The 26,027-nt window shown below is 68.2% G+C and carries 26 protein-coding genes; 12 read left to right on the top strand and 14 right to left on the bottom strand.

Features of this window, described 5'->3' with window-relative positions:
* Positions 1 to 107 precede the first annotated feature (107 nt).
* Positions 108 to 1,007, top strand: coding sequence for a helix-turn-helix transcriptional regulator (locus HDA45_RS00785; RefSeq protein ID WP_184891374.1), 900 nt, complete (start codon positions 108 to 110; stop codon positions 1,005 to 1,007).
* A 4-nt stretch (positions 1,008 to 1,011) separates the two neighbouring features.
* On the opposite strand, the gene HDA45_RS00780 is transcribed toward HDA45_RS00785, so the two are convergent.
* Positions 1,012 to 1,659 (bottom strand): TIGR03943 family putative permease subunit, encoded by a 648-nt coding sequence (locus HDA45_RS00780; protein ID WP_184891373.1) that lies wholly within the window; start codon positions 1,657 to 1,659, stop codon positions 1,012 to 1,014.
* The gene (locus tag HDA45_RS00775) at positions 1,656 to 2,615 is read right to left on the bottom strand and encodes a permease (protein WP_184891372.1); all 960 of its coding nucleotides are present in this window, start codon (positions 2,613 to 2,615) and stop codon (positions 1,656 to 1,658) included. The genes HDA45_RS00780 and HDA45_RS00775 overlap by 4 nt, the downstream gene beginning before the upstream one ends.
* Positions 2,616 to 2,760: 145 nt before the next feature.
* On the opposite strand from HDA45_RS00775, the gene HDA45_RS00770 reads away from it, so the two are divergent.
* Complete coding sequence (locus tag HDA45_RS00770; protein ID WP_184891371.1) at positions 2,761 to 4,305, top strand: choice-of-anchor A family protein; 1,545 nt, start codon at positions 2,761 to 2,763, stop codon at positions 4,303 to 4,305.
* Here HDA45_RS00770 and HDA45_RS00765 read toward each other — a convergent pair.
* The 3 genes from HDA45_RS00765 to HDA45_RS00755 all read right to left on the bottom strand — a co-directional run bounded on the left by HDA45_RS00765 (position 4,274) and on the right by HDA45_RS00755 (position 6,223).
* Positions 4,274 to 5,176 (bottom strand): DUF2268 domain-containing putative Zn-dependent protease, encoded by a 903-nt coding sequence (locus tag HDA45_RS00765; RefSeq protein ID WP_184891370.1) that lies wholly within the window; start codon positions 5,174 to 5,176, stop codon positions 4,274 to 4,276. The two genes, HDA45_RS00770 and HDA45_RS00765, sit on opposite strands and share 32 nt — an antisense overlap.
* 102 nt (positions 5,177 to 5,278) lie before the next feature.
* Positions 5,279 to 5,542 carry an amphi-Trp domain-containing protein gene (locus tag HDA45_RS00760; RefSeq protein ID WP_076167887.1) on the bottom strand — a complete coding sequence of 88 codons (264 nt, stop codon included), beginning with the start codon at positions 5,540 to 5,542 and terminating at the stop codon, positions 5,279 to 5,281.
* A gap of 81 nt (positions 5,543 to 5,623) precedes the next feature.
* The gene (locus tag HDA45_RS00755) at positions 5,624 to 6,223 is read right to left on the bottom strand and encodes a formylglycine-generating enzyme family protein (protein ID WP_184905176.1); all 600 of its coding nucleotides are present in this window, start codon (positions 6,221 to 6,223) and stop codon (positions 5,624 to 5,626) included.
* 52 nt (positions 6,224 to 6,275) lie between these two features.
* Here HDA45_RS00755 and HDA45_RS00750 point away from each other — a divergent pair, with 52 nt between their 5' ends.
* Entirely contained in the window at positions 6,276 to 6,869 is a 594-nt protein-coding gene (locus HDA45_RS00750; protein WP_184891369.1) for a GNAT family N-acetyltransferase, read from the top strand.
* On the opposite strand, the gene HDA45_RS00745 is transcribed toward HDA45_RS00750, so the two are convergent.
* Complete coding sequence (locus tag HDA45_RS00745) at positions 6,844 to 7,974, bottom strand: Cmx/CmrA family chloramphenicol efflux MFS transporter (RefSeq protein WP_184891368.1); 1,131 nt, start codon at positions 7,972 to 7,974, stop codon at positions 6,844 to 6,846. The two genes, HDA45_RS00750 and HDA45_RS00745, sit on opposite strands and share 26 nt — an antisense overlap.
* 383 nt (positions 7,975 to 8,357) lie before the next feature.
* On the opposite strand from HDA45_RS00745, the gene HDA45_RS00740 reads away from it, so the two are divergent.
* Both HDA45_RS00740 and HDA45_RS00735 read left to right on the top strand, forming a co-directional pair.
* Positions 8,358 to 9,437: an NAD(P)H-dependent amine dehydrogenase family protein gene (locus tag HDA45_RS00740; protein ID WP_184891367.1), complete on the top strand. Its 1,080-nt coding sequence runs from the start codon at positions 8,358 to 8,360 to the stop codon at positions 9,435 to 9,437.
* Positions 9,434 to 9,913 (top strand): carboxymuconolactone decarboxylase family protein, encoded by a 480-nt coding sequence (locus HDA45_RS00735; RefSeq protein ID WP_184891366.1) that lies wholly within the window; start codon positions 9,434 to 9,436, stop codon positions 9,911 to 9,913. The genes HDA45_RS00740 and HDA45_RS00735 overlap by 4 nt, the downstream gene beginning before the upstream one ends.
* Before the next feature lie 527 nt (positions 9,914 to 10,440).
* Here the strand turns inward: HDA45_RS00735 and HDA45_RS00730 are convergent.
* On the bottom strand, positions 10,441 to 11,982 hold the full coding sequence (locus tag HDA45_RS00730) for a GMC oxidoreductase (RefSeq protein WP_184891365.1): 1,542 nt from the start codon (positions 11,980 to 11,982) through the stop codon (positions 10,441 to 10,443).
* 219 nt (positions 11,983 to 12,201) lie between these two features.
* Here HDA45_RS00730 and HDA45_RS00725 point away from each other — a divergent pair, with 219 nt between their 5' ends.
* A complete protein-coding gene (locus HDA45_RS00725; RefSeq protein WP_184891364.1) occupies positions 12,202 to 12,567 on the top strand; it encodes a S4 domain-containing protein in 366 nt (121 codons plus the stop codon).
* A gap of 3 nt (positions 12,568 to 12,570) precedes the next feature.
* On the opposite strand, the gene HDA45_RS00720 is transcribed toward HDA45_RS00725, so the two are convergent.
* Entirely contained in the window at positions 12,571 to 12,972 is a 402-nt protein-coding gene (locus HDA45_RS00720; protein ID WP_184891363.1) for a YybH family protein, read from the bottom strand.
* A gap of 178 nt (positions 12,973 to 13,150) precedes the next feature.
* Here HDA45_RS00720 and HDA45_RS00715 point away from each other — a divergent pair, with 178 nt between their 5' ends.
* Together HDA45_RS00715 and HDA45_RS00710 are read left to right on the top strand one after the other, a co-directional pair.
* Complete coding sequence (locus tag HDA45_RS00715; RefSeq protein ID WP_343071954.1) at positions 13,151 to 15,472, top strand: cellulose binding domain-containing protein; 2,322 nt, start codon at positions 13,151 to 13,153, stop codon at positions 15,470 to 15,472.
* Positions 15,469 to 16,917 (top strand): cellulose binding domain-containing protein, encoded by a 1,449-nt coding sequence (locus tag HDA45_RS00710; protein WP_184891362.1) that lies wholly within the window; start codon positions 15,469 to 15,471, stop codon positions 16,915 to 16,917. The genes HDA45_RS00715 and HDA45_RS00710 overlap by 4 nt, the downstream gene beginning before the upstream one ends.
* Before the next feature lie 44 nt (positions 16,918 to 16,961).
* On the opposite strand, the gene HDA45_RS00705 is transcribed toward HDA45_RS00710, so the two are convergent.
* Positions 16,962 to 17,702 carry a class I SAM-dependent methyltransferase gene (locus HDA45_RS00705; protein WP_343072282.1) on the bottom strand — a complete coding sequence of 247 codons (741 nt, stop codon included), beginning with the start codon at positions 17,700 to 17,702 and terminating at the stop codon, positions 16,962 to 16,964.
* 113 nt (positions 17,703 to 17,815) lie between these two features.
* Between HDA45_RS00705 and HDA45_RS00700 the strand changes: the two genes are divergently transcribed.
* The gene (locus tag HDA45_RS00700; protein WP_184891360.1) at positions 17,816 to 18,409 is read left to right on the top strand and encodes a TetR/AcrR family transcriptional regulator; all 594 of its coding nucleotides are present in this window, start codon (positions 17,816 to 17,818) and stop codon (positions 18,407 to 18,409) included.
* On the opposite strand, the gene HDA45_RS00695 is transcribed toward HDA45_RS00700, so the two are convergent.
* The 3 genes from HDA45_RS00695 to HDA45_RS00685 form a co-directional block, all read right to left on the bottom strand.
* Positions 18,390 to 19,223 carry a bifunctional 5,10-methylenetetrahydrofolate dehydrogenase/5,10-methenyltetrahydrofolate cyclohydrolase gene (locus HDA45_RS00695; protein ID WP_184891359.1) on the bottom strand — a complete coding sequence of 278 codons (834 nt, stop codon included), beginning with the start codon at positions 19,221 to 19,223 and terminating at the stop codon, positions 18,390 to 18,392. The two genes, HDA45_RS00700 and HDA45_RS00695, sit on opposite strands and share 20 nt — an antisense overlap.
* On the bottom strand, positions 19,220 to 19,843 hold the full coding sequence (locus HDA45_RS00690) for a cyclodeaminase/cyclohydrolase family protein (RefSeq protein ID WP_184891358.1): 624 nt from the start codon (positions 19,841 to 19,843) through the stop codon (positions 19,220 to 19,222). The genes HDA45_RS00695 and HDA45_RS00690 overlap by 4 nt, the downstream gene beginning before the upstream one ends.
* 123 nt (positions 19,844 to 19,966) lie before the next feature.
* A complete protein-coding gene (locus HDA45_RS00685) occupies positions 19,967 to 20,797 on the bottom strand; it encodes a peptidoglycan-binding protein (protein ID WP_184891357.1) in 831 nt (276 codons plus the stop codon).
* Between the two features lie 167 nt (positions 20,798 to 20,964).
* Here HDA45_RS00685 and HDA45_RS00680 point away from each other — a divergent pair, with 167 nt between their 5' ends.
* From HDA45_RS00680 to HDA45_RS00670, 3 genes are all read left to right on the top strand, one after another.
* Positions 20,965 to 21,420 carry a hypothetical protein gene (locus tag HDA45_RS00680; protein WP_184891356.1) on the top strand — a complete coding sequence of 152 codons (456 nt, stop codon included), beginning with the start codon at positions 20,965 to 20,967 and terminating at the stop codon, positions 21,418 to 21,420.
* Between the two features lie 189 nt (positions 21,421 to 21,609).
* Entirely contained in the window at positions 21,610 to 23,943 is a 2,334-nt protein-coding gene (locus tag HDA45_RS00675) for a chitobiase/beta-hexosaminidase C-terminal domain-containing protein (RefSeq protein WP_184891355.1), read from the top strand.
* Positions 23,944 to 24,008: 65 nt separating this feature from the next.
* Entirely contained in the window at positions 24,009 to 25,379 is a 1,371-nt protein-coding gene (locus HDA45_RS00670; RefSeq protein WP_281400643.1) for an aldehyde dehydrogenase family protein, read from the top strand.
* Between the two features lie 198 nt (positions 25,380 to 25,577).
* Here HDA45_RS00670 and HDA45_RS00665 read toward each other — a convergent pair whose 3' ends face one another.
* Positions 25,578 to 25,790, bottom strand: a complete 213-nt coding sequence (locus HDA45_RS00665; RefSeq protein ID WP_184891353.1) for a putative acetyltransferase — start codon at positions 25,788 to 25,790, stop codon at positions 25,578 to 25,580.
* Positions 25,787 to 26,026 (bottom strand): glutaredoxin family protein, encoded by a 240-nt coding sequence (locus HDA45_RS00660; protein ID WP_184891352.1) that lies wholly within the window; start codon positions 26,024 to 26,026, stop codon positions 25,787 to 25,789. The genes HDA45_RS00665 and HDA45_RS00660 overlap by 4 nt, the downstream gene beginning before the upstream one ends.
* Position 26,027 lies beyond the last annotated feature (1 nt).

The raw sequence follows: 26,027 nt of genomic DNA, 5'->3' as shown, positions 1-26,027 counted from the left end.
GGCCGGTTCGCCGTCAACGGAAAGCGGTTCGGGACGCTGGATAACTCTGAACGAGGCCCGGTTCACCCGACGAAAGTCGGGCGTTCCGGGCGGTACGCTGCGCTTTCATGACGAGCACCGTTCCGGCGGAATTCGGGTCCGCGCTGCGCACCGCGATCGAGCGCAGCGGGCTGAGCCTCAACGAGATCAGCCGCCGTCTGCGGGCACGAGAGACACCGGTCAGCATCAGTGCGCTCAGTTACTGGCAGAACGGGGAGAACCGGCCCGAACGGGCCAGCTCGCTCGCCGCTGTCACCGCGCTGGAAGCCATTCTCGGCCAGCAACCGGAAACCTTGACCGGGCTGTTGGGTCCACGAAGGCCGCGCGGCAGGCTGAACCATCGCACGGTGGCCTACGACCTGGTGTGGCGCCGTCCCGAGACGGTCGCGCGTGCACTGGCCAAAGTGGACGCGACGCCCGAGGAACTCGATACCCCTCACCGGCTCTCGCAATACGTGTCCTTCCGTGTCGACGGTTATGGGCACGAGGAGTCGATACGGGTCCGGCGGCTGGTCCGCGCCGATCACGACGGCACTTCCCGGTTCCTGTTCGTGACCCGGTGTTCCAGTCTCACCAGGCCGCCGGTGGTGCTGTTCACCGAAGGCTGCCGTCCGGCGCGGTTTCGCGCGGACGTGCCGTCGTCCACCTGCGCCTTCGAATTCGTGCTGGACCGGACACTGGCCGCGGGGGAATTGGCCGTCGTGGAATTCGGCGTCCGGTTCCCGCCGGGGCAGGCCGGGAAACACGCCCAGATCGCCATCTACCGGCCCGCGAGGGATCTGGCGTTGCGGATCGCGTTCGATCCGGCCCGCCTGCCCCGGAGTTGCGCCGCGTTCTTCCGGGCGAAAGCCGCCTCACCGCCGGAAGAACGCGGTGAGGCGACCCTCGACCGGGAGACGGGCACCTTCCAGTTCATCACCCTCGACCCGCTGCCCGGCCAGTACGGGATCCGGTGGAGCTGGACCTGAGGCCCTATTCGTAGGGACGTTCGGGCGCGGCCACCGGGGTGACGCTTTCGACCTTGAGGAAAGGGATGCGTTCGCCGTTGACGGCGTCCGCCACGGACCCCGGCCTGAACGTGCCGGTGACCTCGATCCAGGTGTCGGGTTCGCTCGGGACGTGCCCGTCCAGCACGACCTTGACCGGGCGCCCGTCCGCGGCGCAGCAGGTCAGCATCATCCGGACCAGGAGCGACCCGCCGTCCGGGGCGGTGGCGGTGAAGCCGGTGAGCACGACCCGCTTCGAACCGAGGGAACGGCCTTCGTCGAAGACGGCGCGCGAGGCGTAGTCCAGGACGGTCACCTTCACCGGATCGCCGTCGGGCAGTGGCGGGTAGTCGTCGGAACGCGTCAGCGCCGTGCCCGCGTTGCCCGCCGCGTAACTGCCGAGCGGTTGCGGGACGACCAGCAGTAACGCGAGGACCGGAAGCGGGAGCAGCCAAGCCACTTTCGGGTGACGATGGCGGTTCGTGGCCGCCAGCGCCAGCACCAGGAGACCCGACGCGAGCAGGAACGGCCACAGCCCCTCTTTGACATAGAGCAGGTATTGGCCGGTCAGGCATACCTTGACCACGGCCACGCCCAGCAGGAGCAGCACGACGGTCGCCGCGGTGCGGTTCACCAGAGCACCGTGCCGGTCACGGTCGCGCAGGCGAGCGCGACGACGAACGTGGCGGGCGCGAACCGGACGGCGAACTGCTTGCCGAAGGTGCCGGCCTGCATGGCGAACAGCTTCAGGTCGATCATCGGCCCGACCACCAGGAACGCCAGGCGGGCGGTGAGGGAGAACTGGGTGAGCGAGGCGGCGACGAAGGCGTCCGCCTCGCTGCAGATCGACAACAGGACAGCCAGCAAGGACAGCGCGAGGATGCCGAGCACCGGGTTGTCCGCGAGGGCCTGGAGCCAGCGGCCGGGGATCAGGACGTTGAGCGTCGCGGCCGCCATGGCACCGATGACCAGGAAGCCGCCCGCGTGCACCAGATCGTGCCCCGCCGCCCCGGCGAACGCCCGCCAGCGAGTGTCACCGTGGGAATGTTCCGGCAGCTTGATCCACTCCGTCCGACCGAGGCAGAGCCACAGCCAGCCCATCACGACCGAGGCGGCGAGACCCGCCACCGCCCTGGCGAACACCATCGACGGCTGATCCGGGAACGCGATCGCCGTGGCGGTCAGCACCACGGGATTGAGGGCGGGAGCGGCGAGCAGGAACGCCAGCGCCGCGGCCGGGGTGACCCCCTTGCGCACCAGCGCACCCGCGACCGGGACCGAACCGCATTCGCATCCCGGCAGCACCATTCCGGTCGCCGCGGCCGCCGGAACCGCGAGAGCCGGATGTTTCGGAAGGGCTTTCGCGAAGAATTCCCGCGGGACGAAGACCGCGATAGCGGCGGAAAGGGTGACGCCGAACACGAGGAACGGAACGGCTTGGAGGACGATCGAAACGAAGACCGTGGTCCAGGTCCGCGCGATCGGTGTCCCGAGGAGGTCGTCGAGTGGCCCGCGGACGAGTAGAACAAGAGCGAGAAGGCCCGCGAGCACTTCCACCGAACCGGTGCGTCGGTTCACTTCGGCGTCCATCGGCCAGACTCTAGGGATTCAGCGTTCCACCAGGAATTTCGTTGTCTGGACAACACTGGACGGGTGGGTTACCGATCCCACCCGGTCGGGGGTATTTCCGCATTCCGATTGTGTTCATCCGGTCGGAGGGCACAAGAATCGCCCCATGCGTGCAAGGCGGTTCGCCTCGATTTCTGCCGGTGCCGCCGCGGCGGTGTGCGTGGCGGCCCTCGTGGTCACCGACGGCGCGGTCGCCGCCCCTTTACCGGGCGGACTGGGACCGTGCGTCGGGCCGGCGTGCCCCGGAAAATACCCACCGGTGAACAACCTGGACTACGCCGGTCGCGACAACGGCATCAACGTTTTCGTCGGCGGTGAGTTCCAGGTACGCGAAGCGGCGGCGGAAGCCGAAGGACGGGTCGTCGTCCTTGGCGGCTTCGACATGGCGAAACGAGCGGGAGTGTCCGCGATCTACAACGTCGGCATCGCCGGCGTCGGTTCGCGGGTCCCGCCACCGGACGGCGCGGATTTCCTGACCACCGGCGGGAACGTGAGTGTCGCCCCGCAGCAACGGTTGGTCGCCGACGACGGTGTCGTCCGGTACGCGGGGACAGCCACCGGGACGGTGGACGGGACGCTCACAAAGGCCGCCGACGCGGCGAAACCCTATCTGGGCCTGCGCGAGGATCTTCGGGTGGCGAGCCAGTGTTACGCGCGTGAAGGCACCACGCCGCGGCCCGCCACGGGCACGGCGAAGAACGAGGGATACCGCACCCTGTTCACCGGGGACGGGAAATCCGCGTTGCAGGTGTTCACCGTGGACTTCGACGTGACCGCGGCCAACGGCGGTATGCAGGGCATCGAGTTCGAAGGCATCCCGGCCGGGGCGACGATCCTGGTCAACATGGTCGGCGGCGCCCGGACGATCAACACCTTCACCGGTGACCCCGGCGACGCGGATCCGATCAACAAGCTGCGGGAACGCCTGCTGTGGAACTTCCCGGACGCCACGAAGGTGAAGATCGCCGGTGGCGCGCAGTTCCAGGGGAGTGTGCTGATCGGTGAGCCGGGGAGCACCGCCACGGTCACCGCGTCCGGGATGAACGGCCGTTTCTTCACCACGGGCTCGCTGGTGCACAGCTCCGAAGCCACCGGTGGCGGCGGACAGGAGTTCCACGCTTACCCGTTCACCGGCGACCTGCCCGACTGCGGCAGCACGCCGACCACGACACCGAGCAGTTCGACGACATCGAGCAGTTCCACAACACCGAGCAGTTCGACGACGCCGAGCAGTTCGACGTCCTCGTCCTCCAGTTCCACGAGCCCGACCAGCAGCTCGCCGTCGAGCAGCAGTTCGAGCACCTCGTCTTCGTCGACGTCCTCTTCGCCGTCGAGTAGCTCGTCGTCCAGCAGCAGTTCCAGCAGCAGCGCCTCGTCTTCTTCGAGCACGTCCAGTTCGAGCACTTCTTCGCGCCCGACGAGCACGTCCAGCAGCAGTACCTCGAGCACCACACCGGGGCCGGGGGGCACGACGAGCACCACGCCGGGGCAGCCGGGAGCGACCACTCCGGGCGGCGGACCGACCGACAGCGGCCCGCTGGCCTCGACCGGCAGCGAGGTCCGGGGCCTGCTGGCTCCCGGCCTCTTCCTGCTGATGCTCGGTGGCGTGCTGGTGGCACTCACGATCCGGTCGAGGCGCCGCGAGTCCTGAGCGCGGTGTCGATGATGTCGCGGCGGTCCGCCAGCAGGGCCTCCGCGGCGGTGCGGCCCGTCGCGGCCAGGTAGGCGTCGACGAGGCGGTTGCCGACCGCGTACCCGGCACCGGTCGGCAGTCCGACGGGCGTGCCGCCGTAGCGGGCGGCGGTCGCGTCGCCGTGCACCCAGGCCATGAAGTTCTGCATACCGGTGATCTCCAGCCCCGAGACGACCTTCGCGAACACGGCGTCGTCGTGCAGATGCGGCACGCCGATCCGGGCATGGCCGAGCTCGTCGCCGTACAACTGCCGGGCGAACGCGTCGGCCAGCCCCTCGGACACGATCTGCTCGCCGACGGTGACCGTCGCCGGATCCCAGATCACCCCGCCGGGGCTGTAGCGCAGATTGTGGTTCAGCTCGTGGACCGCCGTGGCCTCCAGCCGCGCCAGGTTCTCCGGATACGGCCAGAAGGTGAGGTAGATGTAGCCGGACACACTGCCGTTCGCCGACATCCCCAGGTTCGGCCCCATGAAGTGTGCGTCGCCGGGGTCACCCAGAACGGTGAGCACGGTGATGTCCGGCACCGCGAGCCCGGGCGTCGCCGAGAGCTGCACGGTGACGGCGTCGTCGAGCGCCCGCTGGATCCGGTTCCATGCGTCGGCTTCGTGCAGGGCTTCGAGGGCGTCCAGGCAACGCTCGGTGTCACAGTCGAGGGGGAAACCGGAGCTCATCGCGTGCATCGCTACGAGGTCCACCTCGCCGGGAAAGTAGCGGTACATCCCGGCGGCGGGTTCGACCATCGTCTTGAGGAGAGCGGCGCGGTCGGCCCGCGGCGTGCGAAGGATCTCGCGCATCGCCGGGTAGGTGTCGAGAACCTTGATCGTCATGAAGAGAACGGTAAAGCCTCCAGTGGGTGGAGACTCAAGTCTTCAAGGGCGGGCCCGCCACGGAATCGCGAGCCCGCCCCTCAGTCCTTTGTGGACGGAAGATCAGACGACGGTGCCTTCGGAGTCGTCGTCGGAGTCGGCTTCTTCGATCTTCCACTTCAGCTGGAACTCGACCTCTTCCTCGCCGTCGCCGCGCTCGTGCTCGATCGAGAACTGCGCGCGGGCGGGGACGCGGAACCGTTCCCCGGCGATCTGGATGCGGAACGAGGTCTCGGACTCGAGCGCGTCGGCGAGGCGGCGCAGCTTCGCGACGACGTCGGCGGTGGAGTAGACGCGTTCGACGTCTCGGGGAGCGGTTCCGGTCACGGTTTCCTCCAGGGTCCGACACCCCGGCCGGGTGTCCGTGGCGTCATTCAATCGTGTGATCATCGCGCGCTGTAGGCGGGGTCACAGTGTCCGGGCGAGGCGGAAACCGACGTCGTCGACGCGGAAGGTCGGGTGGCTGCGGCGCCGCACCCCGGCCCGGCAGCTCCATTGTTCGTCGAACCAGCCGCCGCCCCGCAGGACCCGGTACTCGCCGTACACCTGGGCGTCGTAGACGTCCCAGCACCATTCCCAGACGTTGCCCAGCATGTCGTGCAGGCCCCACGCGTTGGGTGCCTTCCGGCCGACGTCGTGCGCCGACTCCGCCGAGTTCTCGCGGTACCAGGCGATCTCGTCGAGCGGTCCGTAGCGGGGGCCGGTCGTCCCGGCACGGCAGGCGTGCTCCCATTCCGCCTCGGAGGGCAGGCGGTAGCCGTTCGCAGACCGGTCCCACGACACTTCGGGGTCCAGCCGGTACGCAGGGGTCAGCCCTTCGCGTTCGGACAGCGTGTTGCAGAACCGGAGGGCGTCCGGCCACGAGACCTCGACGAGCGGACGCTCGTCGGACTCCCGGGTGACCGGCACCGGCGCGAGCAGGAAGGACGCGACCTCGACGGTCCAGCTCCGCTGGGTCCGCCGGTCGGACAGCGTGACCTCGCCCGCCGGCACGGTGATCATCTCCATGGTCCGGCCGATGTTACCCAGACCGGCGGCGCCGGTGCGCCATGATGGGCGCGTGCCTCTGCTCATCGAGCCAGTCCTTCCCGCCGGTACCTTCCGGGCGGTCAAGCAGCCGTGCCTGATCGTCGACGACAGGCTGGTGTTGCGCCCGTGGTGCGCTGAAGACGCGAAGAGCGTCGAAACCGCCTTCGCCTGTCCCGCCATCCAGCGCTGGCACGTCCGCCGAGTCGACGGCGAGGACGAGGCCCGCGCCTGGATCGCGGGCTGGGAACGGCGCTGGACGGACGAGACGGACGCGAGCTGGGCGGTGGTCGACGCCCGCGAAGACCGGCCGGTCGGGCAGGTCGGCCTCCGCACCGTCTCGCTTTTCGAGGCTTCAGCGCAGTTGTCCTACTGGGTTCTGCCTTCCGCGCGCGGCATCGGGATCGCGACCGGCGCGGTGGCGGCGTTGACGCGGTGGGCGTTCGAAACAGCCGGGATGAACCGGTTGTCCCTCCTGCATTCCACCGCGAACAACGCCTCGTGCCGCGTCGCGGACAAGGCCGGATACGGCCTCGAAGGCACTTTGCGCTCCTCGATGCTGCACGCGGACGGGTGGCACGACGTCCACGTCCACGCACGGCTCAAGAGCGACGCGGTACCCGCGTGAGCGCCACGACGGCGATCGCCGCGCTGATCCAGAGGGCGTGGCGATAGTCGTCCGTCGCTTCCGTGACGAGACCGGCGAGCACCGGCCCCAGGAACGCGCCCACGTTGAGCGCCACCGTGGCGAACGAGCCGCCGAGGGTCGGCGCCCCGGACGCGACGTGCATGACCCTGGCCACGAGCGCCGACCCGCAGCCGAACGACAGTCCACCTTGGACGGTCGTCACGACGAACAGGGCGACCGGTTGTGCTCCTGTCAGCGCCAGCACCGCCCAGCCCACCGGCAGTGCGCACAGGGCGAGGATCAGTCCGCGACGGAGTTCGCCGTCACCCTTGCGGCCCGCCACGGTCACCCCGAGGAACGCGCCGACGCCGAAGGCCGCGAGCAGACCGGAAACCGCCCCGGCGGGGAGGCGGGCGACGTCGGTCGCGATGACCGCGAGGAAGGCGAAGCTCGCGAAGGTCGCGCCGTTGACCAAGGCCGCGAGGATCATCGCCTGCCGCACCGGAGGTGCTTTCAGCTCGCGTGCCTCTTGCCTGATCGAGACTTCGGGCCTGCCCGCCGCGTCGGCGGGTGCCGAACGGAACACCAGTACCAGCGCGGGAAGGCACAGCGCCGCGACCGCCCAGAACGCGGAGCGCCAGCCCGCGATGTCACCCAGTACGGCCCCGGCGGGCACACCGGCGACACACGACAGCGTGATGCCCGCCAACAGGACCGCGGTCGCCCGCGCCTGCTTTCCCGGTGGTGCCAAGGCGACCGCGACGGGCATGGCGACGGCGAGGAAACCGGCGTTGACGACCGCCGCGGCGATCCGGGTGCCGAACAGCACCGGAAAACTCGTCGTCACCGCGCCGATGACGTGCAGCAAGACGAACGCGGCCAGAAACCCCGCCAGCGCCCGGCGTCGTGGCCAGCGAGCGCTGAGCACGGCCATGGCGGGAGCGCCGACGATCATTCCGACGGCGTACGCCGAAGTCAGCGCGGCGGCGGCGCCCACCGGGACGGACAGGTCATCGGCGATTCCCGGTACGAGACCGGAAGCCATGAATTCGGAGGTGCCTTGCGCGAAGACGGCAAGGCCGAGGACATAGACGAACAGGGGCAACGGACGACTCCCAAGCAGAAGGTGAGCAGGAGGAGCCGTGCGCGGGACAGGAGGAAACCGGCCGGGCGCACGGAACAGCGCTCCGGTCACCGGAAAGCGAGGGGGCCGACGACGTCTAACGGCCGGACACGACGACTCGCCGCCGGATGACCGGCGGCGGGATTCTGTCCGACTCGGGGCTCGTCACGGGAACGCACATTACACAGCCCGTGGCGAACGGCCCAACGGGTATTGCCGGTCACCGAAGAAAACGGGGTCCGTTCCGCGTACCGGAACGCTTTCGTTGCCCCGGTGAATGAAGCCGAGTAATGCACTCTGACCTGGGGTTTTCGTGATTGTTTCGGTACTGGGAACCGATCCGTTATTCGGTTAACCTCGACTCCATGATTCCCACAGTTGTCTGGGGTACAGGCAACATCGGCCGTGCCTCCCTCCGCGCCGTCGACGCGCATCCGGCACTGGAACTCGCCGGTGTGCTCGTGCACGACCCCGCGAAGGTGGGCCGCGACGCGGCCGCGCTCGCCGGTGTCGACGGTGAATTCGGGGTGGCGGCGACCGATGACGTCGAAGCCGTGCTGGCGGCGGGGCCGAGGGCGGTGGTGTACGCGGCGTCCGGCGACATCCGGCCCGCCGAAGCGCTGGCCGACATCGTCCGCGCGATCCGGGCGGGGGCGGTGGTGGTGACACCCGCGCTCTACGCGCTGTACGACCAGCGCAACGCGCCGGAGGAACTGCGGGAACCGGTGCTCGCGGCGATCGCCGAGGGTGGCGGCTCACTGTTCGTCTCGGGCGTCGATCCGGGCTGGGGCAACGACATCCTGCCGTTGCTGATCAGCGGGCTCGGGACCACCGTCGACGCTGTCCGTTGCCAGGAGATCTTCGACTACTCCACCTACGACCAGCCGGATTCCGTCCGCTACCTGGTCGGTATGGGACAGCCGATGGACTACCAGCCGCCGATGCTGGCCCCGTCGGTCCCCACCATGGTGTGGGGCGGGCAGGTGCGGCTGATCGCCCGTGGTCTCGGTGTCGACCTGGACGAGATCCGCGAGACGCTCGACCGCCGTCCGCTCGAGGAAACCGTGACCACCCGGGCGATGGGCGAATTCGAGGCGGGCACACAGGGAGCCGTCCGGTTCGAAGTGCAGGGCATCGTGGACGGCGAACCCCGCATCGTCATCGAGCACGTCACCCGCATCCACGCGTCGTGTGCGCCGGACTGGCCGAAACCGCCCAGCGGTGACGGGGCGCACCGGGTGATCATCGAGGGCCGACCCCGGATCGAGGTCTCGGTCGAGGCCACCGACGAGGGCGAGAACCGGTCCGCCGGCGGCAACGCGACCGCGGTCGGCAGGCTGGTCGGCGCCATCGACTGGCTCGTGGACGCCAAACCTGGGCTCTACGACGCACTGGACGTCCCCCTGCGACCGGCGACCGGCAAGCTCGGAAGGAGCGCGCGATGAACATCGACATTCCCGAGGGCAAGGATCCGATCGGCTACGTCTGGGGTGAGATGGTGCCCGGCATCGGCGTCGCGGCGTCGAACTACTCGCTCGCTGTCTACTCGCACACCACCTTGGGGCTCCGCGAGTTCGAGGCGGCACGGCTGCGGACCGCGCAGATCAACGGCTGTGTCTTCTGCCTGGACTGGCGTACCGAACGCGATGGCGTGAAAGTGGAGGAGGAGTTCGCCGACGCGGTGACCGAGTGGCGCACCACCGAGTTGTTCGACGAACGGACCCGGTTGGCGGCCGAGTACGCGGAGCGTTACGCACTCGACCACCACGGCCTCGACGACGAATTCTGGAAGCGGATGGGCGAGTACTACACCGAGGCGGAAATCGTCGAATTGAGCATGAGCATCGGTGCTTGGCTCGCTTTCGGGCGGCTGAACCATGTATTGGGGATCGACACCGTTTGCGTTCTTCCGAAGATTTGAGCGCTCAGAGGAAAACGCGAGCGATCTCCAGCCACTTCTGAGCGTGTTCGCCGACGGCCGTGCCGTGTTTCGTTCGCAGGGCGGGCGTTGTGAACGCCACTTTCGCAACGGTCAAGGTTGTGAAAGTGGCTTTCACAACACTTTTGTCCTGGATGATCCCGTTCCCAGCCAGGGCTGAAGGATCAGACCGCGTGGGGTGGGTCGGATGTCGCGAAAGCCACTTTCGAGACATCAGACGTCCCGAAAGTGGCTTTCGCGACACGGCCGATGGGCATTCGGACGCGGCGAAGGACACCGTCATCCCGCCGCCACTCCTACCCGCGAACACGCCACGATTGCCTCACCCCTCACGAGAGCGACAGTTCTCGTCTTGCCACGCCCAAGTGGGCCTCCGGACGGAGTCAGCGAGCAGAGCGACGTCACGCTCCACACCGGACAGGTCGAGGCCGTAGTCCAGCATGCCGCCACGCTACCGGAAACGGGGCGGCGGGTGCCGTGAACGAGAAGCACCCGCGCCCCGGACGGTGTCAGAGATCGGTGGCGACGATCTTTTCGATGTTCCTCTCCGCCAGCGCGGTGATGGTGACGAACGGGTTCACCGACGTGTTACCCGGGATCAGCGCGCCGTCGATCACGTAGAGCCCCGGATAGCCCTGGAGCCTGCCGTAATTGTCGGTCGCCTTGCCGAGCACCGCCCCGCCGAGCGGGTGATAGGTGAGATGGTCGCCCCAGATCTTGTACACCCCGAAGAGGTCGGTCCGGTAGATCGTCCCCTCCTTGGAATTGATCTTGTCGAAGATCGTCTTCGCCATGTCGATCGACGGCTGTTTCCAAGCGGTCTGCCAGTCGAGGTCGACCTTGTTCGTACTCGCGTTCCACGAGAACGCCGCCCGCTTGGGGTTCTTGGTGATGGACAAGTAGAACGAGGCGTAGGTCTCGATACCCGTCGGCAGCGGCGCGACCTCGGCGAACGCGCCGCCCGCGGCCCAGTTGTCGATGCCCGCGGTGGGGATGGACGACTGCAGCGCGCCCGTGGCGTCCCACATGTGGTTCGCCCGGCCGCACATGACGTTCCCGTTGTCGCCCCAGCCCTTTCCGACCTCGTTGCTGAGGTTGGGCAGCGCACCGGTGGCCTTGAGCTTGACCAGGAGTTTGCTCGTGCCGACGCTGCCCGCGGCGAAGAAGACCTTGTCCGCTGTCACGGATTTCGTCGCGGTCACCGTCCCCGCGGTGTCGAGCTGCTCCATCACCACGGTGTACCCGCCACCGGACGCCGGCGCGACCGAGGTGACGCGGTGCAGCGACGAGATCGTCACCCGTCCCGTCGCCTTGATCCGCGGGAGATAGGTCTGCTGCAACGACTTCTTGCCCGCGTTGTTGCCGTAGAGGATCTCCCCGGCCAGCGCGGACCTCGGAGCCGTTCCCGCCTGCTCCTTCTTCATGTAGTCCCAGTCGTACACGTCCGGAACGAACAGGAACGGGAAACCCGACCGCTGTGCGTGTTTCCGGCCGACCCGCGCGTACTGGTAGCACTCGGCGGTCTCGAACCAGTTCTGGTCGATGGTGGCGACGCCGAGGCCCGCGTTCGCTCGCGGGTAGTAGACGCCGTACATCTCGTCGGCGTTGACCGTCGGCAGGACGGAGCCGAAGTTCTCGCGCTTCGGCGTGACCGCCATCCCGCCGTTGACCAGCGAGCCGCCACCGACGCCACGTCCCTGGTAGACGGTGATGCCGCTGAACTCCTCGGCGTCGAGGATGCCGGTGTGGCGCGGGACGTCCTTGTCGATCGGGAAGCCGAGGAAGTTGCTCAAGGGCTGCTTGGTCCTGGTCCGCAACCAGAACGAGCGGTAGTCCGGCTTGGTGGTGTTGGCGAAGATCTTGCCATCCGTGCCGGGGGTGTCCCACGCCTTGCCGAGCTCGACCAGGTGGACGTCGACACCCGCTTCGGCGAGCCGGAGCGCGGCGACGCAACCGCCGTATCCGGAACCGATGACGAGTGCCGGGATCCGCGCGGCGTCGGCGATCGAACTCCGCGCCGAGGCGGTCCCGCCCAGGGCCGCGGCTCCCAAGATAGAACCAGTTCCTGCAATAAACAGGCGGCGGGATAACTGTCCGGAAGCGCTTCTCCACATGGTTTCGTCGCTCACGTGATCTTCCTCACCGTTGAGGGATTTAGAACAAGTTATACCTGTGGCCATGCTGGGAGGCAATGAAAGTGAAGTTTCTTTCGGCGCGGTTGGGGCAGGCAGGCGGGCATCATGCCGGTGGATGGGCCACTATGTACTGCTGTGGAGTCCACTCGAGTTGATCGCTGGCTGTGGGCCGTCCGGCTGACCAAGACGCGTCCGGACGCTGCCGCCGCGTGCCGTGGCGGCCATGTGCGCGTGAACGGCAAACCGGCCAAGCCCGCGACAGCGGTCGTCGCGGGCGACGAGGTGCGCGCCCGGGTCAACGACACCACGCGGATCTTGGAAGTGACGCGGGTGATCCAGAAGCGCGTCGGTGCCGCCGACGCCGCGACCTGCTTCATCGACCGGACGCCCGCGCCGCCGCCCGAATCCGCCGTGCCGGTCGCGCGGCGGGAGCGGGGCGCGGGACGCCCGACCAAACGGGAACGCCGTGTGCTCGACCGGTTCCGTTCCGGTGAGAACTGAGCCCTAGGCGATCTCGATCGGGAACGAATGGTGCTCGTGTGCGACGAGCCAGCGGCCGGATTCCTTGCGCAGCCCGAAGGTCAGCCGCAACCGGTTCGCCGGGTTCCGCTCGAATTCCTCGGCCGTGCCGCAGCGCAGCAGGGCGTGCGCGAACGCGACGTCCTCGCCCGCGGTGACGTCGAGCGAGACGATCTCGAACGACGCGCCCGTCGCCTGCCACGTGAAGAAGGACGGCCAGGTCTCACGGTAGGAGTCGATGCCGAGGACGCCGTCGTAGGGCGGCGGGACGTCGAACATCACGATGTCGCCGGTGTGCTCGGCGAGAACGGCGTCGAGATCGCCGGCGTGCACGGCCTTGGCCCAGTTCTCGATGAGCGCGCGGATCCGGCTTTCGTCGGTACTCATGGGGTGTTCCTTTCGTAGAGTTCGACGTGACAACCCCGGTGGACCCCGAAACTCATCGCGTTCACATACGTGGACGTTATTCACATCCGTTGACGGGTGACAGGGACGTGAACTATAAAGGCTGTGTCCGGGTGTACACGCCGCAACACCTTCCGTCAGTCCGTCACGGAGGTTTCGGGTGTCCCGAAAAAGTCCTCTTCGTCGTGTCGTCCTCCCGGCGATCGCCGCCGTGGTCGCCACCGCCGCGCTCCTGCAAGTACCGCCCGACCTGGCGGACGCGGCACCGGGGCCCGGCGCGCTGACCGGCCTCGATGTCGGCGCGGCGAACCGTCGCGCACCTGTTGCGGGGCTCTACGACTGGTCCAAGGCCGGATACCGGGGCGGCGCCGCCCTGCCCGGCTCCGGTGAAGTGAATCCGAACGCCACTTGCCAGGTCACCGCCGCGGAACTGGCGGGCCAGTACAACGTCAAACCCGACGACGGCGCCGACGACACGAACGGGATCCAGGCGGCGATCGACGGGGTCAAGAGCGCGTGCTCGCCGTCCGGGAGCTACACCAAACTGAGCACGATCACCTTCCCGGCAGGCCGGTTCGACGTCACCCACGAGATCCACGTCGACGCCGACTACCTGATCCTGCGCGGCGCGGGCAAGGACGCGACGAAATTCGTCTACAAACCCGACGCGAACACGCAGTACGACACGCTCACCCCGGACGGTTCCGACTGGGACGAGGACGGGATGACCTCGGGTGCGGGCAAGGGCGGCTGGTTGTGGCCGGGACGCGGGCTGTTCCGCGTCCAGTCCAGGGGAGTGCACTCGTCCTACGCGAGTGACCACGCCTCGGCGCCCGCCAACCGCAAGGACATCTTCGAGGGCACCGTCAACGTCCATTGGAAGGCCGGGGTGAAGCTGCGGGGCAAGCCCGGTGACACCGCGTTCGCCGCGCGGACGGGGGACCGGGTCGTCCATCTGGCGGGCGGCGGCGCCCTGACTTCGCTCGCCGCCGGGAACCTGGTCAACATCCGCGCGGCCAACTCGCAGAAGTTCTACGAGCAGCAGCAGGCGACGCCGACCACGTTCCCGTTGCTGAACATGCACATGCGCCAGCAGATCTTCACCATCGCGGCTCTCGATACGGCCGCGCGCACCATCACGCTCGACAAACCGCTCGAGTACGACGTCCCGGTGAACTCCACTTCGGACGGTTCGGCCCCGATCGACGGCGCCACCTACGACTCGAAGGCGGCACCGTTGGTGGACCCGGTGCTCGGCGTCGGCTTCGAGAACCTCGGATTCACCCAGGAGATGCCGGGTCTGAATCCCACGGAGGCGAACAACAACTACGGGAACATGGCACCCGCAGCGGAGATGCACGGGATCGTGTTCAAGTGGGCTGCGAACTCCTGGGTCCGCGGCATCCGCGCGGACATGACCGGGTCACACCCGATCGTCACGGAGGAGGCCAAGAACCTCCAGATCGTCGACAACGAACTCAACGGCTCGTGGAACAAGGGCAAGGGTGGCAACGGGTACTTCCGCGGCTCCCGGGTCTGGGATTCGATCTACGCCGGGAACACCTCCACCTTGTTGCGGCACTTCACCTTCCAGTGGTCCGCCGCGGGCAACGTGGTGATCGGCAACTCGTTCGACTCCGACCTGAACCTGCACGGCGGCTGGGAGCGCAACAACCTCTTCGAGCTCAACACGGTCAAGGTCCCGTACGCGCACCGCTCCGGGAACTGCCGGGCCAACTGCGGTGAAGAGGGCGGCGGCGGTCCCGACGACTCGAACTGGTTCCCGATCTGGTGGGGTGCGGGCAAGAAGGCCGTCAAATGGTCGGGTGCCACCGGCCCCCGGAACGTGTTCTTCAACAACGCCATGACCAAGCAGCTCGTGGACAACGGCCCGTATAACGACTTCTACGGCGACCGGCACCGCGTTTACGCCTTCGGGTGGGACGGCACGGCGTACAAGCACCTCGACGCGGGTGGCACACCGATCGCCGACTGGGCGAAGAACGAGCAGCGGGACTACACCGGAGGACACGGGGTCGACGCGACCAAGACCGACGCCGCTTCGTCACTGTTCCTGAAGTCCGTCGACGGGACCCCGCCGTCCTCGTCGACAGGTCAGACGTCCACCACGACGACGCCGTCCACCACGACCACGTCGAATCCCGGCGCCTGCCTGACGGCGGCTTTCGCCCGCAAGTCGGTGTGGGACAGCGGCTACGGCGCCGGTTTCACCGTCACCAACACCTGTTCGGCCGCGGTGGGCTCCTGGGTGGTCGAGTTCGACCTGCCCGAGGGGACGACGGTCAGCAGTTCCTGGAGTTCGGTCCTGACCAAGACCGGCCGGCACTACCGGTTCGGGAACGCGACGCACAACGGAAGCGTCAAACCCGGCGGCACGGCGACGTTCGGCTTCAACGCCGCCGGTCAGGGACTGCCGGTCGCGTGCTCGATCGCCGGAACGAAATGCGGAGGCACGGAATGACGAGGAAACGACTGCTCGCCGCGATCGCGGCCACGGCGTCGGCGGTGGGCCTGTCCGGCGCCGTCGTCACCGCCGAGGCCGCCGCGCCCAGCCTGTCCGCCGCGTTCGCCCAGAGCTCGTCCTGGGACAGCGGCTACGGCGGGAAGTACACGCTGACCAACGCCGGGGACGCGAACAGTACACAGTGGACGATCGAATTCGATCTCCCCGAGGGGACCGCGATCACCACGTCGTGGAGTTCGGTGCTGACCAGGACCGGGCAGCACTACAAGGTCACCAACGCGGGCTTCAACGGCACGGTCAAACCCGGTGGGACGGCGACGTTCGGCTTCAACACCGCCGGACTGGGCCTGCCGACCGGGTGCACGGTCAACGGAAGCCCGTGCGGGGGAGGAGCGCCGACCACCACCGCGTCGCCGACCACCACGACCACGAGCAAGCCACCAACGACCACCACGACCACCCCGTCGGGTGACGTCGTCGAGGTGGACACCGCGGCGGAGCTTCAGTCCGCGCTGGCCGCCGCGAGCCCCGGGCAGACCATCCGGCTGGCCGCCGGAACCTACCTGGGTTCCTTCGTGGCCATGAAACCCGGGACGGCCGGCGCGCCGATCACGGTGACCGGGCCATCGACGGCGGTTCTGATCAACGACGGCCCCTCGGGTGAGGCGCCGTCCTGCCCGGCGCCGACGGCGGGCTGGGACTCCGGGTACGGATTCTGGCTTTATGGCGCACCGTACTGGCACCTCGAGGGTTTCACCGTGCAGGAGTCGAAGAAGGGCATCGTCGCCGACAACTCGCACCACACCGTGATCGACGGTGTGCGGGTTCACCGGATCGACGAGGAAGCCGTTCACTTCCGGCGTTCTTCGGCCGACAGCGTCATCCGTGACTCGACGATCAGCCACACCGGTCTCGTACAGGCAGGCTACGGCGAGGGCGTCTACCTCGGCTCGGCGAACTCGAACTGGGCGTGCCACGGGAACTCCGGCGGGGTCGACCGCAGTGACCGGATCCAGGTCCTCGGCAACCACATCGGACCGTACGTCGCCGCGGAAGGCATCGACGTCAAGGAAGGCACCGAGGGCGGCGTCATCCGCGGCAACACCTTCGACGGTCAAGGGGTGTCCGGGCAGAACTCGGCCGATTCCTGGGTCGACGTCAAGGGATTCGGTTACGTCATCGAGGACAACACCGGCACGTTCGCCTCGCCGGGGACGTTCGTGAACGGCTACGAGACGCACAACCCCGGGACCACCCCGTCGTTCCCGAACGGCTGCGGGAACGTCTGGCGGGGCAACAAATCCGATCTCGGCGGCGTGGGCCAGTACGCCATCAAGATCACGTCGACGTCGAAGTGCTCGGAACGGCCGAACGTCGTCTACGCGTCCAACACCGTGTCCAGGGCGGTGAACGGGCTGACCAATGTTCCCGTCACGCCTTGACGGACGCCGGTGGCGGGAGCGGCGCGGCTCCTGTCACCGGCGAGTCAGTCCCGGACCGCGGTGATCGCGACGGTGGCATAGCGGGTGGTGAACCGGCCGCCCATCCGGTCGATCGCCTCGCCGACTTCGGCGAGGATCTTGTGCTGTGCAACGGGTTCGACCCAGGTGAGCGAGCCGAACGTCGGAAGCTGGTCCAGCCATTCGTCGCGAGTGTGGATGCGTTCCCAGTCGTGGCGGATTCGCTCCAGTTCACCGAACCCGCCTGCTTCGCGCAGACCGTCTGCGACCTTCGCGATGAGCGGCCCGTACGGGTCGGCGGGCTGTTTCGGCACACTCTTGAGGTCGATCGGGGCGTCGGGAACGAACCGCTGGTACGCGTCCGCCAAGGCGTCCGTGACCTCTTCCGGTGGTTCGGGCACGTGCCAGAACGCGGCCCAGAGACCGCCGGGCCGCAGCACTTCGGCGGCCTTGGCGGCTCCCGCCACCGGGTCGACCCAGTGCCAGGCCTGCCCGGAGACGAGCAGGTCGAACCGGCGCCCGGCGGGATCCCAGGTTTCGAATTTCGCGACCTCGACGTCGATCCCGCCGCGGCGGGCGAACTCGGCCATCCGCGGATCGGGTTCGACGCCCAGGACGTGACAGCCCGCCGCCTGGAGCTGGCGCGCTTCGATCCCGGTGCCGACGCCGACGTCGAGGGTTTCGCGGCCGGGAGCGGTCGCGGTGAGGTGTTCGATGAGTTCCGGGGGATAGGCGGGCCGGGTCCGGTCGTAGCGTTCGGCGTCCACGCCGAAGGATTCCGCGGCCTGTCGATGACGGTGAGGCTCTTGCCCCGAAGGTAGAGTGGGCATGTGCCCACCTTAAGTGGGCACATGCCCACTCGTCAACGCGAAGGAGCCGTATGCCGACCGGGGTAGCCCTGCGCGCCGTGCGCGCGCAGTTGTTCGACGCCGCTGAACGGGTCCTGCTGCGGGACGGGCCGAGCGGCCTGACCAGCCGCGCCGTGACCACAGAGGCTGACTGCGCGAAAGGCGTGCTGCACCGGCATTTCGACGACTTCGACGCGTTCCTCGCGGAGTTCGTGCTGGACCGGATCGAGAAGCTGGACGAAGAGAGCCTGCGGAAGGCTGTCGGCACCGGAACGGTGGTCGACAACCTGGCGGCGGCACTCACGGCGGTGTTCGAGTCGGTCGCGGTCGCGATCGTCCCGCTGGTGATCTTCCGCGACGAACTCCGTGCCCGGTTGCGTCGCGAGTGGCCGGCCGGGGTCCCGGTGCTGACGCAGGCGGCCGTGATGATCGCGGGTTATCTCAAGGCCGAACGCGATGCGGGCAGGATCGGCGAGAACGCCGACGTCGATACGCTGGCAGCCACGCTCATCGGCGCGACACATCTGCTGTTCGCCGATCGTACGGGTGCCAGGCCGGAGGCGGCCCAGGTCCGGAAGACCGTGGCCGCCGTCGTCGGCTCGGGGGTCAGGCCTGCGCGGCGGTGACCGTGTGCCGCAGCAGCAGCGAAGTGGTGACCGGGCCGACGCCGCCGGGGACCGGCGTGATCGAGCCCGCGATCTCCTCGACCGCGGCCTGGTCGACGTCGCCGACGAGCCCGCCTTCGGGGGTCGGGTTGGTGCCGACGTCGATCACCACGGCGCCGGGCTTGACGTGGTCCGCGCCGACGAAGTGCGCGCGGCCCACGGCCACGACCAGGACGTCGGCGGTCTTGGTGACCGCCGCGAGGTCCTTCGTGCGGGAGTGGCAGACGGTCACTGTCGCGTTCTCGCCGAGCAATAGCAGCGCGGCAGGCTTGCCGACGACGGTCGAGCGGCCCACGACGGCGACCTGGGCACCGGACAGCGCGACCTGCTCGCGCTTCAGGATCTCCAGTACCGCGGCGGCGGTCGCGGGCGCGTAGGTCGGGAGGCCCGCGGCGAGACGGCCGAGGCTGACCGGGTTGGCGCCGTCGACGTCCTTGGCCGGGTCGATATGCGCGCCGACGTGGTCGAGCGTCACACCTTCGGGCAGGGGGGTCTGGCAGATGATGCCGTGGACCGACGGGTCCGCGGACAGCTTGTCGAGTTCGCGGGTGACGTCCTCGCCCGTCGGGTTCTCCAGCTTGACCACGCGGCAGTCGATGTCGACCTTCTTCGCGGCGCGTTCGATCGAGCGCACGTACCAGGCGGTGGCGTCGTCGTCGGTCGGCACCAGCACGGCCAGCGTCGGAACGGTGCCCGATTCGCGCAGCTTGGCGGCGGTCTCGGTGACCTCGGCGGTGATGGCGGCGGCGATCGCGCGCCCGTCGATCAGCGTCATCGGGCGATCCTCTCGCGAACCTGGGCGATGAGAGCGTCGGCACGCCCGGCGGCCGGGGTGTACTCGGCGAGGCGGGCCTCGGTCTCCTTGCGGAGCTGCTCGTCCGACATCGACGCGAGGTTGACCTCGACGTTGACCACGCCCGATTCGAGAGCCGACTTGGCGGAGGAGGCGGCGACCGCGATGTCGGAGATGACGTTGGTGTTGGCGCCTTCGAGGATCGAGGCGGCGACGTCGATGACCTCGGCGGCGAGGGCGGCCGTCCGCAGCGGGACGTCGGCGGCGCCGACCAGGGCGGCCTGGATCGCGGCGCTGCGGGCCTGCTTCTCCTCGTCGGTGGCCTTCGGGAGCTTGTACGCGGAGACCACGGCGTCGAACGCGGCGGCGTCGTCGGCGGCGAGGCCGAGCGCACGACCGCGAAGGTCTTCGGCCTTGGCGAGCGCCTCGGTCATCGTCGCCTCGTGCTCGGCGTACTTCGGCTTGCCGATGGTCAGGTTGCACACCATGGAGACCAGTGCGGCACCCACGGCGGCGTTCATCGCGGCCGCCGCGCCACCACCGGGCGTCGAGGCCTTCGAAGCCAGCTCGTCGAGCCACTGACCGACCGGTCGATCCTCCACGCGATGTTCCCTTCCCACTGGTTTTGCCGTCGCGCCGAAGCCTACCCGGGCGTCCACGGACGGCCCGAAGGCCACCTTTCGCCGGTGATCAACGCCGGCGAAAGGTGGCCTTCGGGAACCGGGTCACGCGCGCTGGTACTCCTCCCAGGTGAGCTTCGGCGAGACGGCGGGGCCGTCGTCGGAACCACGGCCCGCGAGGCCGTTGTAGCCGAGGTAGTAGTCGCCGGCCTGGTGCTGAGCACCGGACGACAAGTCCGGATCGGACAGTGCGATGGCGTGGATGTGGTAGGCGAAGCCCTGAGCCGGTGTCCGGATCCAAGCCGCGAAGCCCACCTGGCGAAGCTTTCGCGCGACGTCGGTCCGCGTGGCCGAGGACATGCCCTCGACGCCGATGTCGAGCGCGCCGCCACCGTCGTGCGTACCGGCCGAAGCGCCGACGCCGCCAGGGTTGTACGAGCCCTGCGTGATGGTGAACTGCCTGCCGAGCAGAGCCTCGGCCTTCACCAGCATCGCCTTGGTCCGGGTGTTCATGGTCTTGCCGTGATAGGTCAGGCGGCTACCCGCCGAGACCGTCGCGGTCACCGTGTACCGGCCGTCGCCCAGCTTCTCGAGCGACGTCTTGCCCGGCAAGCCGGAGGCGTCGATCCCGGTGTACCCCAGCGACTTCTGGTAGCTGGAGTACGCGTTGATCGTCGACGTGCCGAAGTGGCCGTCGACGTACTGCTGGTCGAGCAATCCCTTGGCGGCCAGCGCCTGCTCCACCAGCAGCACGCTGTCCTTGGCACCCGGGGTCAGCGCGCTGTCCGCCCGGCGCGGGTCGATCTGCGCGGCCTTGAGCACCGCTTCCATGCTGGCCGCGGGCAACGCGGCCGCGGTCACTTCGGCACTGGCCGGTGCGGCCACACCGAACGAGAGCGCGGTCGCTGTCGCGAGCACGGCTACCTTGGTCAACAATTCCTGCCTCCTGAACGAACTCACCCGTTGTCCGGTCAGCATGAGCAGCGCGAATACAAGGGCCGTACAAACGGGCCAGTCTCTTGTCGCCCGGTCGGGTGTCACTCCGGCGAAATCGGAAGTGACCTGATAAGACTTCCCGTGGACGCCGAAAGGTTGAGACCCACATGGTGCTTCGTACTTCGCCACACTCGAGGGCTCATCTCAGACTGCTCGCGGAGGCGGACGCGGCACCGCCGGCCCGGCGCCGGGACCGGTACGGCGAGATCGAAGACCGGCGGCTGGCCGCGATCCTCGCCGCGGAAGACGTGGCCGAGGAACACGGGCTGAGCGCGCACGTGCGGACCACTTGCTACGTCCACCGCTGCTGGGTGCATGAGTGCGTCTCCGATCCGATGCACGTCCTGGTCGTCACCGGGCACCGGTGGTGCCGCCGGTGCGATCGCACTGTCGACGTCGAGGTCGTCGAGGACTTCCCGGGATCGGTCGAGCTCTCTTGCGACGGCTGCGGCGTCCCGCCGGACACGGTCGCGAACCGAGAGGTGCTCCTGGCCTGCCGGGCCAGCCTGAGCGCCATGCACGGTGGGGAAGCTTCGACGCTCTACGTCGTCCCCGACAGCTGACAGGCGCCCGATCGCGCCGTTCGGTGACGCCGAACGGCCGTCTATCGCGCCGTCTTCTGGCCCAGTCAGTGGTTTGGACCACCACTGTTACCGAAGCGTGATCTGGACATATGGCACGGACGGCTACTTTGTTGTGGCGCGCAACGAATTGCTTCGCCCGTGGATTTCCAACGCCGGAGGTGTCACGACGTGGACCGGATCTTTGTGCAGCCCAAGCGGCGGAAAGGGGTTCGGGGCGTGCTCGCCCTCGGCCTTTCCGCGCTCCTGATCGCGGCCGGTCTCGGCGGTGCCACCGCCGCGGCCGCCGACTACAGCCAGAGCGCCGCGTCCTTGAACGCGACCCAGGCGCAGTTCTCCTTCACCCCGGCGACGACCGCGCGGTACGTCGACATCCACTACACCGGTGTCCCGGGCGTGGGCCAGCAGAACGTCCGGATGACCGACAGCGGGGGGACCTGGCGGCACACCGTCGGTTCGCTGGCCGCCGGCACGGTGCTCGACTACTGGTTCACCTACGAGAAGAGCGGGCCGCAGTACGACACCCCGCATTTCGGCTACACGCACGGCGGCAGCGGCACGACCGTCGCTTCGCCGACATTCGACCCGCCGGGCGGCAGCTATCCGAGCGCTCGCTCGGTGACGTTGTCGACCGCGACCGCGGGCGCGACCATCCGGTACACAGTGGACGGATCGACGCCGACGGCGTCGTCCACTCAGTACACCGGGCCGATCACGGTCTCCGCGTCCTCGACGGTTTCCGCGATCGCGCTCAAGCCGGGCTCGGCGAACTCGCCGGTGGCGTCGGCGAGCTACACGATCGGATCGACACAGGCGACCTGTCCGGCTCAAGCCGAGGTCCCGGATTTCGGCCCGAACGTGCGGATCTTCGACCCGGGCATGTCGGCGTCGTCGATCCAGAGCAAGCTCGACGCGGACTTCAACGCGCAGAAGGACACCCTGACCGCGCAGTTCACCGAACGCCGGTACGCGCATCTGTTCAAGCCCGGCGTGTACAACGGCATTCACGACGATGTCGGCTACTACACGTCTGTCGCGGGTCTCGGGCAGAACCCGGGGGACGTCGTCATCAACGGTGACGTGACCGTCGACGCGTTCAACGAGTCGGACAAGGGTGTGGCGCTGCAGAACTTCTGGCGTTCGACGGAGAACCTGGCCGTCGTGCCGAGCAGCGGCGCGACCCGCTGGGCCGTCGCGCAGGCCGCGCCGTTCCGGCGGATGGACATCCGCGGCGGGCTCAACCTCTTCCCGGCCAGCTACGGCTTCGCCAGCGGCGGGTACACCGCCGACAGCAAGGTCTCGGGCAAGACGGCGTCGATCTCGCAGCAGCAGTGGTACACGCGTGACAGCAGCTACGGCAGCTGGGAAGGCGGCGTCTGGAACATGGTCTTCTCCGGGACGAACGGCGCCCCGGCGAACACCTTCCCGAACCCGCCGGAGACCACGCTCGGCACCACGCCGGTGTCGCGCGACGTCCCGTACCTCTACCTCGACGGTTCCGGCAAGTACCGCGTCTTCCTGCCCTCCTTGCGTACCAACGCCTCCGGGCCGAGCTGGGCCAACGGCGGCACGCAGGGGAGTTCGCTGCCGATGAGCCAGTTCTACGTCGTGAAGGCGGGGGACACGGCGTCGTCGATCAACAACGCCCTTTCCCAGGGGTGCAACCTGTTCTTCACGCCGGGCGTCTACCACCTCAACCAGACGCTGAACGTGACCAAGGCCAACACCGTCGTCCTCGGCGTCGGCTATCCGACGCTGGTGCCGGACAACGGCGTCGACGCGATGAAGGTCGCCGACGTGGACGGAGTCCGGCTCAAGGGCTTGCTGTTCGACGCGGGCACCACCAACTCGCAGTCGCTGCTGACGGTCGGCCCGGCGGGTTCGACGGCGAACCACTCGGCCAACCCGACGACCCTGCAGGACGTGTTCTTCCGGATCGGCGGTCAGATCGCGGGGAAGGCGACGAACAGCCTGATCGTCAACAGCCGTGACACGATCATCGACCACATCTGGGCCTGGCGGGCAGACCACGGCAACGCGGGCACCTACGGCTGGACGGTCAACACCGGCGACACCGGGGTGGTCGTCAACGGCGACAACGTGCTGGCGACCGGTCTGTTCGTCGAGCACTACCAGAAGTACCAGGTGATCTGGAACGGCCAGAACGGCCGGACGATCTTCTTCCAGAACGAGATCCCCTACGACGTCCCGGATCAAGCGGGCTGGAAGAGTCCCAACGGGCTCAACGGATACGCCGCCTACAAGGTGGGGGACAACGTGACCTCGCACGAGGCGTGGGGCCTGGGCAGCTACTGCTTCTTCAACGACAACCCCGCGGTGAACCTGTACCACGCGTTCGAGGTGCCGAACCGCTCCGGCGTCCGGTTCCACAACCTGGTGACGGTTTCGCTGAACTACAAGGGGACCATCACCCACGTGATCAACGACGCGGGGGCGGTGACCCCGCCGGGGACCACGCCGAGCAACCTGGTCAGCTACCCGTAGCGCCCGGGGGCTGAAGGACGCTTTCCCCGCGTCTCATGAGGTGAAGGGCGCTTTTCCCGCATGCCATGCGGGGAAAGCGCCCTTCAGCTCTCTCGAGGCGGATTTCAGACCACGTTGTTAGGCTCGGATCCATGACAAGCAGTGATGCCACCGCAGTCGTCGGTGAGCTGCGTGACCTCTTCCGTTCCGGCGTCACGAAACCGGTGTCCTGGCGGCGGAAGCAGCTCATGGGATTGCGTTCGCTCCTGTCCGAACAGGCGGACGTCTTCCTCAAGGCGGTCTACGCCGACCTTCGCAAGAACGCCGTCGAGGCCAAACGCGCGGAGATCGCGCTCGTGCGCAACGAGATCGACCACACGCTGGAGAACCTCGACTCGTGGCTGGATCCGGAGCCCGCCGAGCTGCCCCGGACCCTGCGGCCCGGCTCCGGCCGCGTCGTCCGCGAACCGCTCGGCGTCGCGTTGATCATCGGGCCGTGGAACTACCCGCTGCAACTGGTGCTGGCGCCGCTGGTCGGAGCGCTGGCGGCGGGTAACTGCGCGGTCGTGAAGCCGAGCGAGCTGTCGCCGAACACTTCGGCCGCGATCGCCGAGCATCTGCCCGACTACGTCGAAGGCGTCCGCGTGGTCGAGGGCGCGATCCCGGAGACGACGGCGTTGCTGGAGCAGAAGTTCGACACCATCTTCTACACCGGGAACGGCACCGTCGGCCGGATCGTCATGGCCGCGGCGGCGAAGCACCTCACGCCGGTCACGCTCGAACTGGGCGGGAAGAGCCCGGCGATCGTCGAGCCGGGCGCTGATCTCGCCGTGACCGCGCAACGGCTGGCCTACGGCAAGTTCGCGAACGCGGGCCAGACCTGCGTCGCGCCCGACTACGTCCTCGCGATCGGCGGCACCGGCCCGAAGCTGGCGGAGCACCTCGCCGAGACCGTCGAAGGGATGTTCGGCGAGGACCCCGCAACCAGTGACACCTACGGCCGGATCATTTCGACCCGGCACTACGACCGGCTCGCCGCCTTGCTGGACGACGGAACCGCGGTCGTCGGCGGCAAGGCCGACCGCGACGAGAAGTACATCGCGCCCACCGTGCTCACCGGCGTCTCCCCGGACGCCCCGGTGATGCAGGACGAGATCTTCGGCCCGATCCTGCCGATCATCGACGTCCCCGACGTCGACGCGGCGCTGGCGTTCGTCAACGAACGCGACAAGCCGCTGGCGTTGTACGCCTTCACCGAATCGGACGAAACGAAGCGCCGGATCGAGACGGAGACGTCGTCGGGCGGTCTGGTGTTCGGCGCGGCGATCATCCATCTCGCGGCGCCCGAACTGCCGTTCGGCGGGGTGGGGGAGAGCGGAATGGGCCGCTATCACGGCCGCTACTCGATCGACAACTTCAGCCACGTGAAGGCAGTGCTGGACAAGCCACTCGCCTGAGTCCTCGCCGAACCGCCACGGTTCGGTGCCCTGGTCGCTTGAAGTACATGGCGGTCCGTAAGTCCGTGAAGGCCTCCTTCACTACCCTCAGAGTAGGCAAGGAGTCCTTCACGGAATTGCACGGCAGTCACGTGTGATCAGACGAGCAACACACGTGACTGCAGGTACTCAAGACACGCTTCGCCCTAACCGCCGTTGTCACTCACGAGAGCCACGCCGAACCGGCGGAGGCGGCACGGTCTTGGCCAGGACGATGTCCGCCAGCCGGATCGTCGCCAGACCGCGTTTGGTCTCCACGGTGCACTCCGCGTCGTCCCGGGAGCGCAGGTAGCCGAGCGCGTCGGTGAACCCGCCTTCGATCCGGTACCGCACGACGACCCTCGTGCCGACCGGGACGTCCGGAAGGGTCATCGGTTCAGATGCGCGGTGAGCTCGTCGTCGCTCGGTTCGACCAGGTGGGTGCCGTCCGGCCAGACGATGGTCGGGATCCGCCGTTCACCGTTCTGCAGTCCGCGCACGGTCTCTTCGGCACCGGCGTCCGCTTCGACGTCGAGGTAGGCGTACTCGACACCCTTCGAGTCGAGCAGGGCGCGGCTGCGTTTGACGTCGGGGCACCAGCCGGCGCCGTACACGGTGAGGTCGCTCATG

Origin of the sequence: Amycolatopsis umgeniensis (assembly GCF_014205155.1) — a bacterium.
Classification (GTDB): domain Bacteria; phylum Actinomycetota; class Actinomycetes; order Mycobacteriales; family Pseudonocardiaceae; genus Amycolatopsis; species Amycolatopsis umgeniensis.
Note: the sequence above shows the minus strand (reverse complement) of the source record. Positions and strands in the feature narration are given on the sequence as shown.

What these genes read in the sequence shown, in the direction of transcription:
- HDA45_RS00765 (WP_184891370.1), bottom strand. Translation starts at nt 5,176, where the DNA reads ATGACGATCAAGGTTCTCGACACCTACCCGGCGATGCGCGAGATCCTT.
- HDA45_RS00735 (WP_184891366.1), top strand. Translation starts at nt 9,434, where the DNA reads ATGAACATCGACATTCCCGAGGGCAAGGATCCGATCGGCTACGTCTGG.
- HDA45_RS00660 (WP_184891352.1), bottom strand. Translation starts at nt 26,026, where the DNA reads ATGAGCGACCTCACCGTGTACGGCGCCGGCTGGTGCCCCGACGTCAAA.
- HDA45_RS00695 (WP_184891359.1), bottom strand. Translation starts at nt 19,223, where the DNA reads ATGACGCTGATCGACGGGCGCGCGATCGCCGCCGCCATCACCGCCGAG.
- HDA45_RS00670 (WP_281400643.1), top strand. Translation starts at nt 24,009, where the DNA reads ATGCGGGGAAAGCGCCCTTCAGCTCTCTCGAGGCGGATTTCAGACCAC.
- HDA45_RS00680 (WP_184891356.1), top strand. Translation starts at nt 20,965, where the DNA reads ATGGTGCTTCGTACTTCGCCACACTCGAGGGCTCATCTCAGACTGCTC.
- HDA45_RS00710 (WP_184891362.1), top strand. Translation starts at nt 15,469, where the DNA reads ATGACGAGGAAACGACTGCTCGCCGCGATCGCGGCCACGGCGTCGGCG.
- HDA45_RS00740 (WP_184891367.1), top strand. Translation starts at nt 8,358, where the DNA reads ATGATTCCCACAGTTGTCTGGGGTACAGGCAACATCGGCCGTGCCTCC.
- HDA45_RS00720 (WP_184891363.1), bottom strand. Translation starts at nt 12,972, where the DNA reads ATGAGTACCGACGAAAGCCGGATCCGCGCGCTCATCGAGAACTGGGCC.
- HDA45_RS00700 (WP_184891360.1), top strand. Translation starts at nt 17,816, where the DNA reads ATGCCGACCGGGGTAGCCCTGCGCGCCGTGCGCGCGCAGTTGTTCGAC.
- HDA45_RS00785 (WP_184891374.1), top strand. Translation starts at nt 108, where the DNA reads ATGACGAGCACCGTTCCGGCGGAATTCGGGTCCGCGCTGCGCACCGCG.
- HDA45_RS00770 (WP_184891371.1), top strand. Translation starts at nt 2,761, where the DNA reads ATGCGTGCAAGGCGGTTCGCCTCGATTTCTGCCGGTGCCGCCGCGGCG.
- HDA45_RS00665 (WP_184891353.1), bottom strand. Translation starts at nt 25,790, where the DNA reads ATGACCCTTCCGGACGTCCCGGTCGGCACGAGGGTCGTCGTGCGGTAC.
- HDA45_RS00755 (WP_184905176.1), bottom strand. Translation starts at nt 6,223, where the DNA reads ATGGAGATGATCACCGTGCCGGCGGGCGAGGTCACGCTGTCCGACCGG.
- HDA45_RS00775 (WP_184891372.1), bottom strand. Translation starts at nt 2,615, where the DNA reads ATGGACGCCGAAGTGAACCGACGCACCGGTTCGGTGGAAGTGCTCGCG.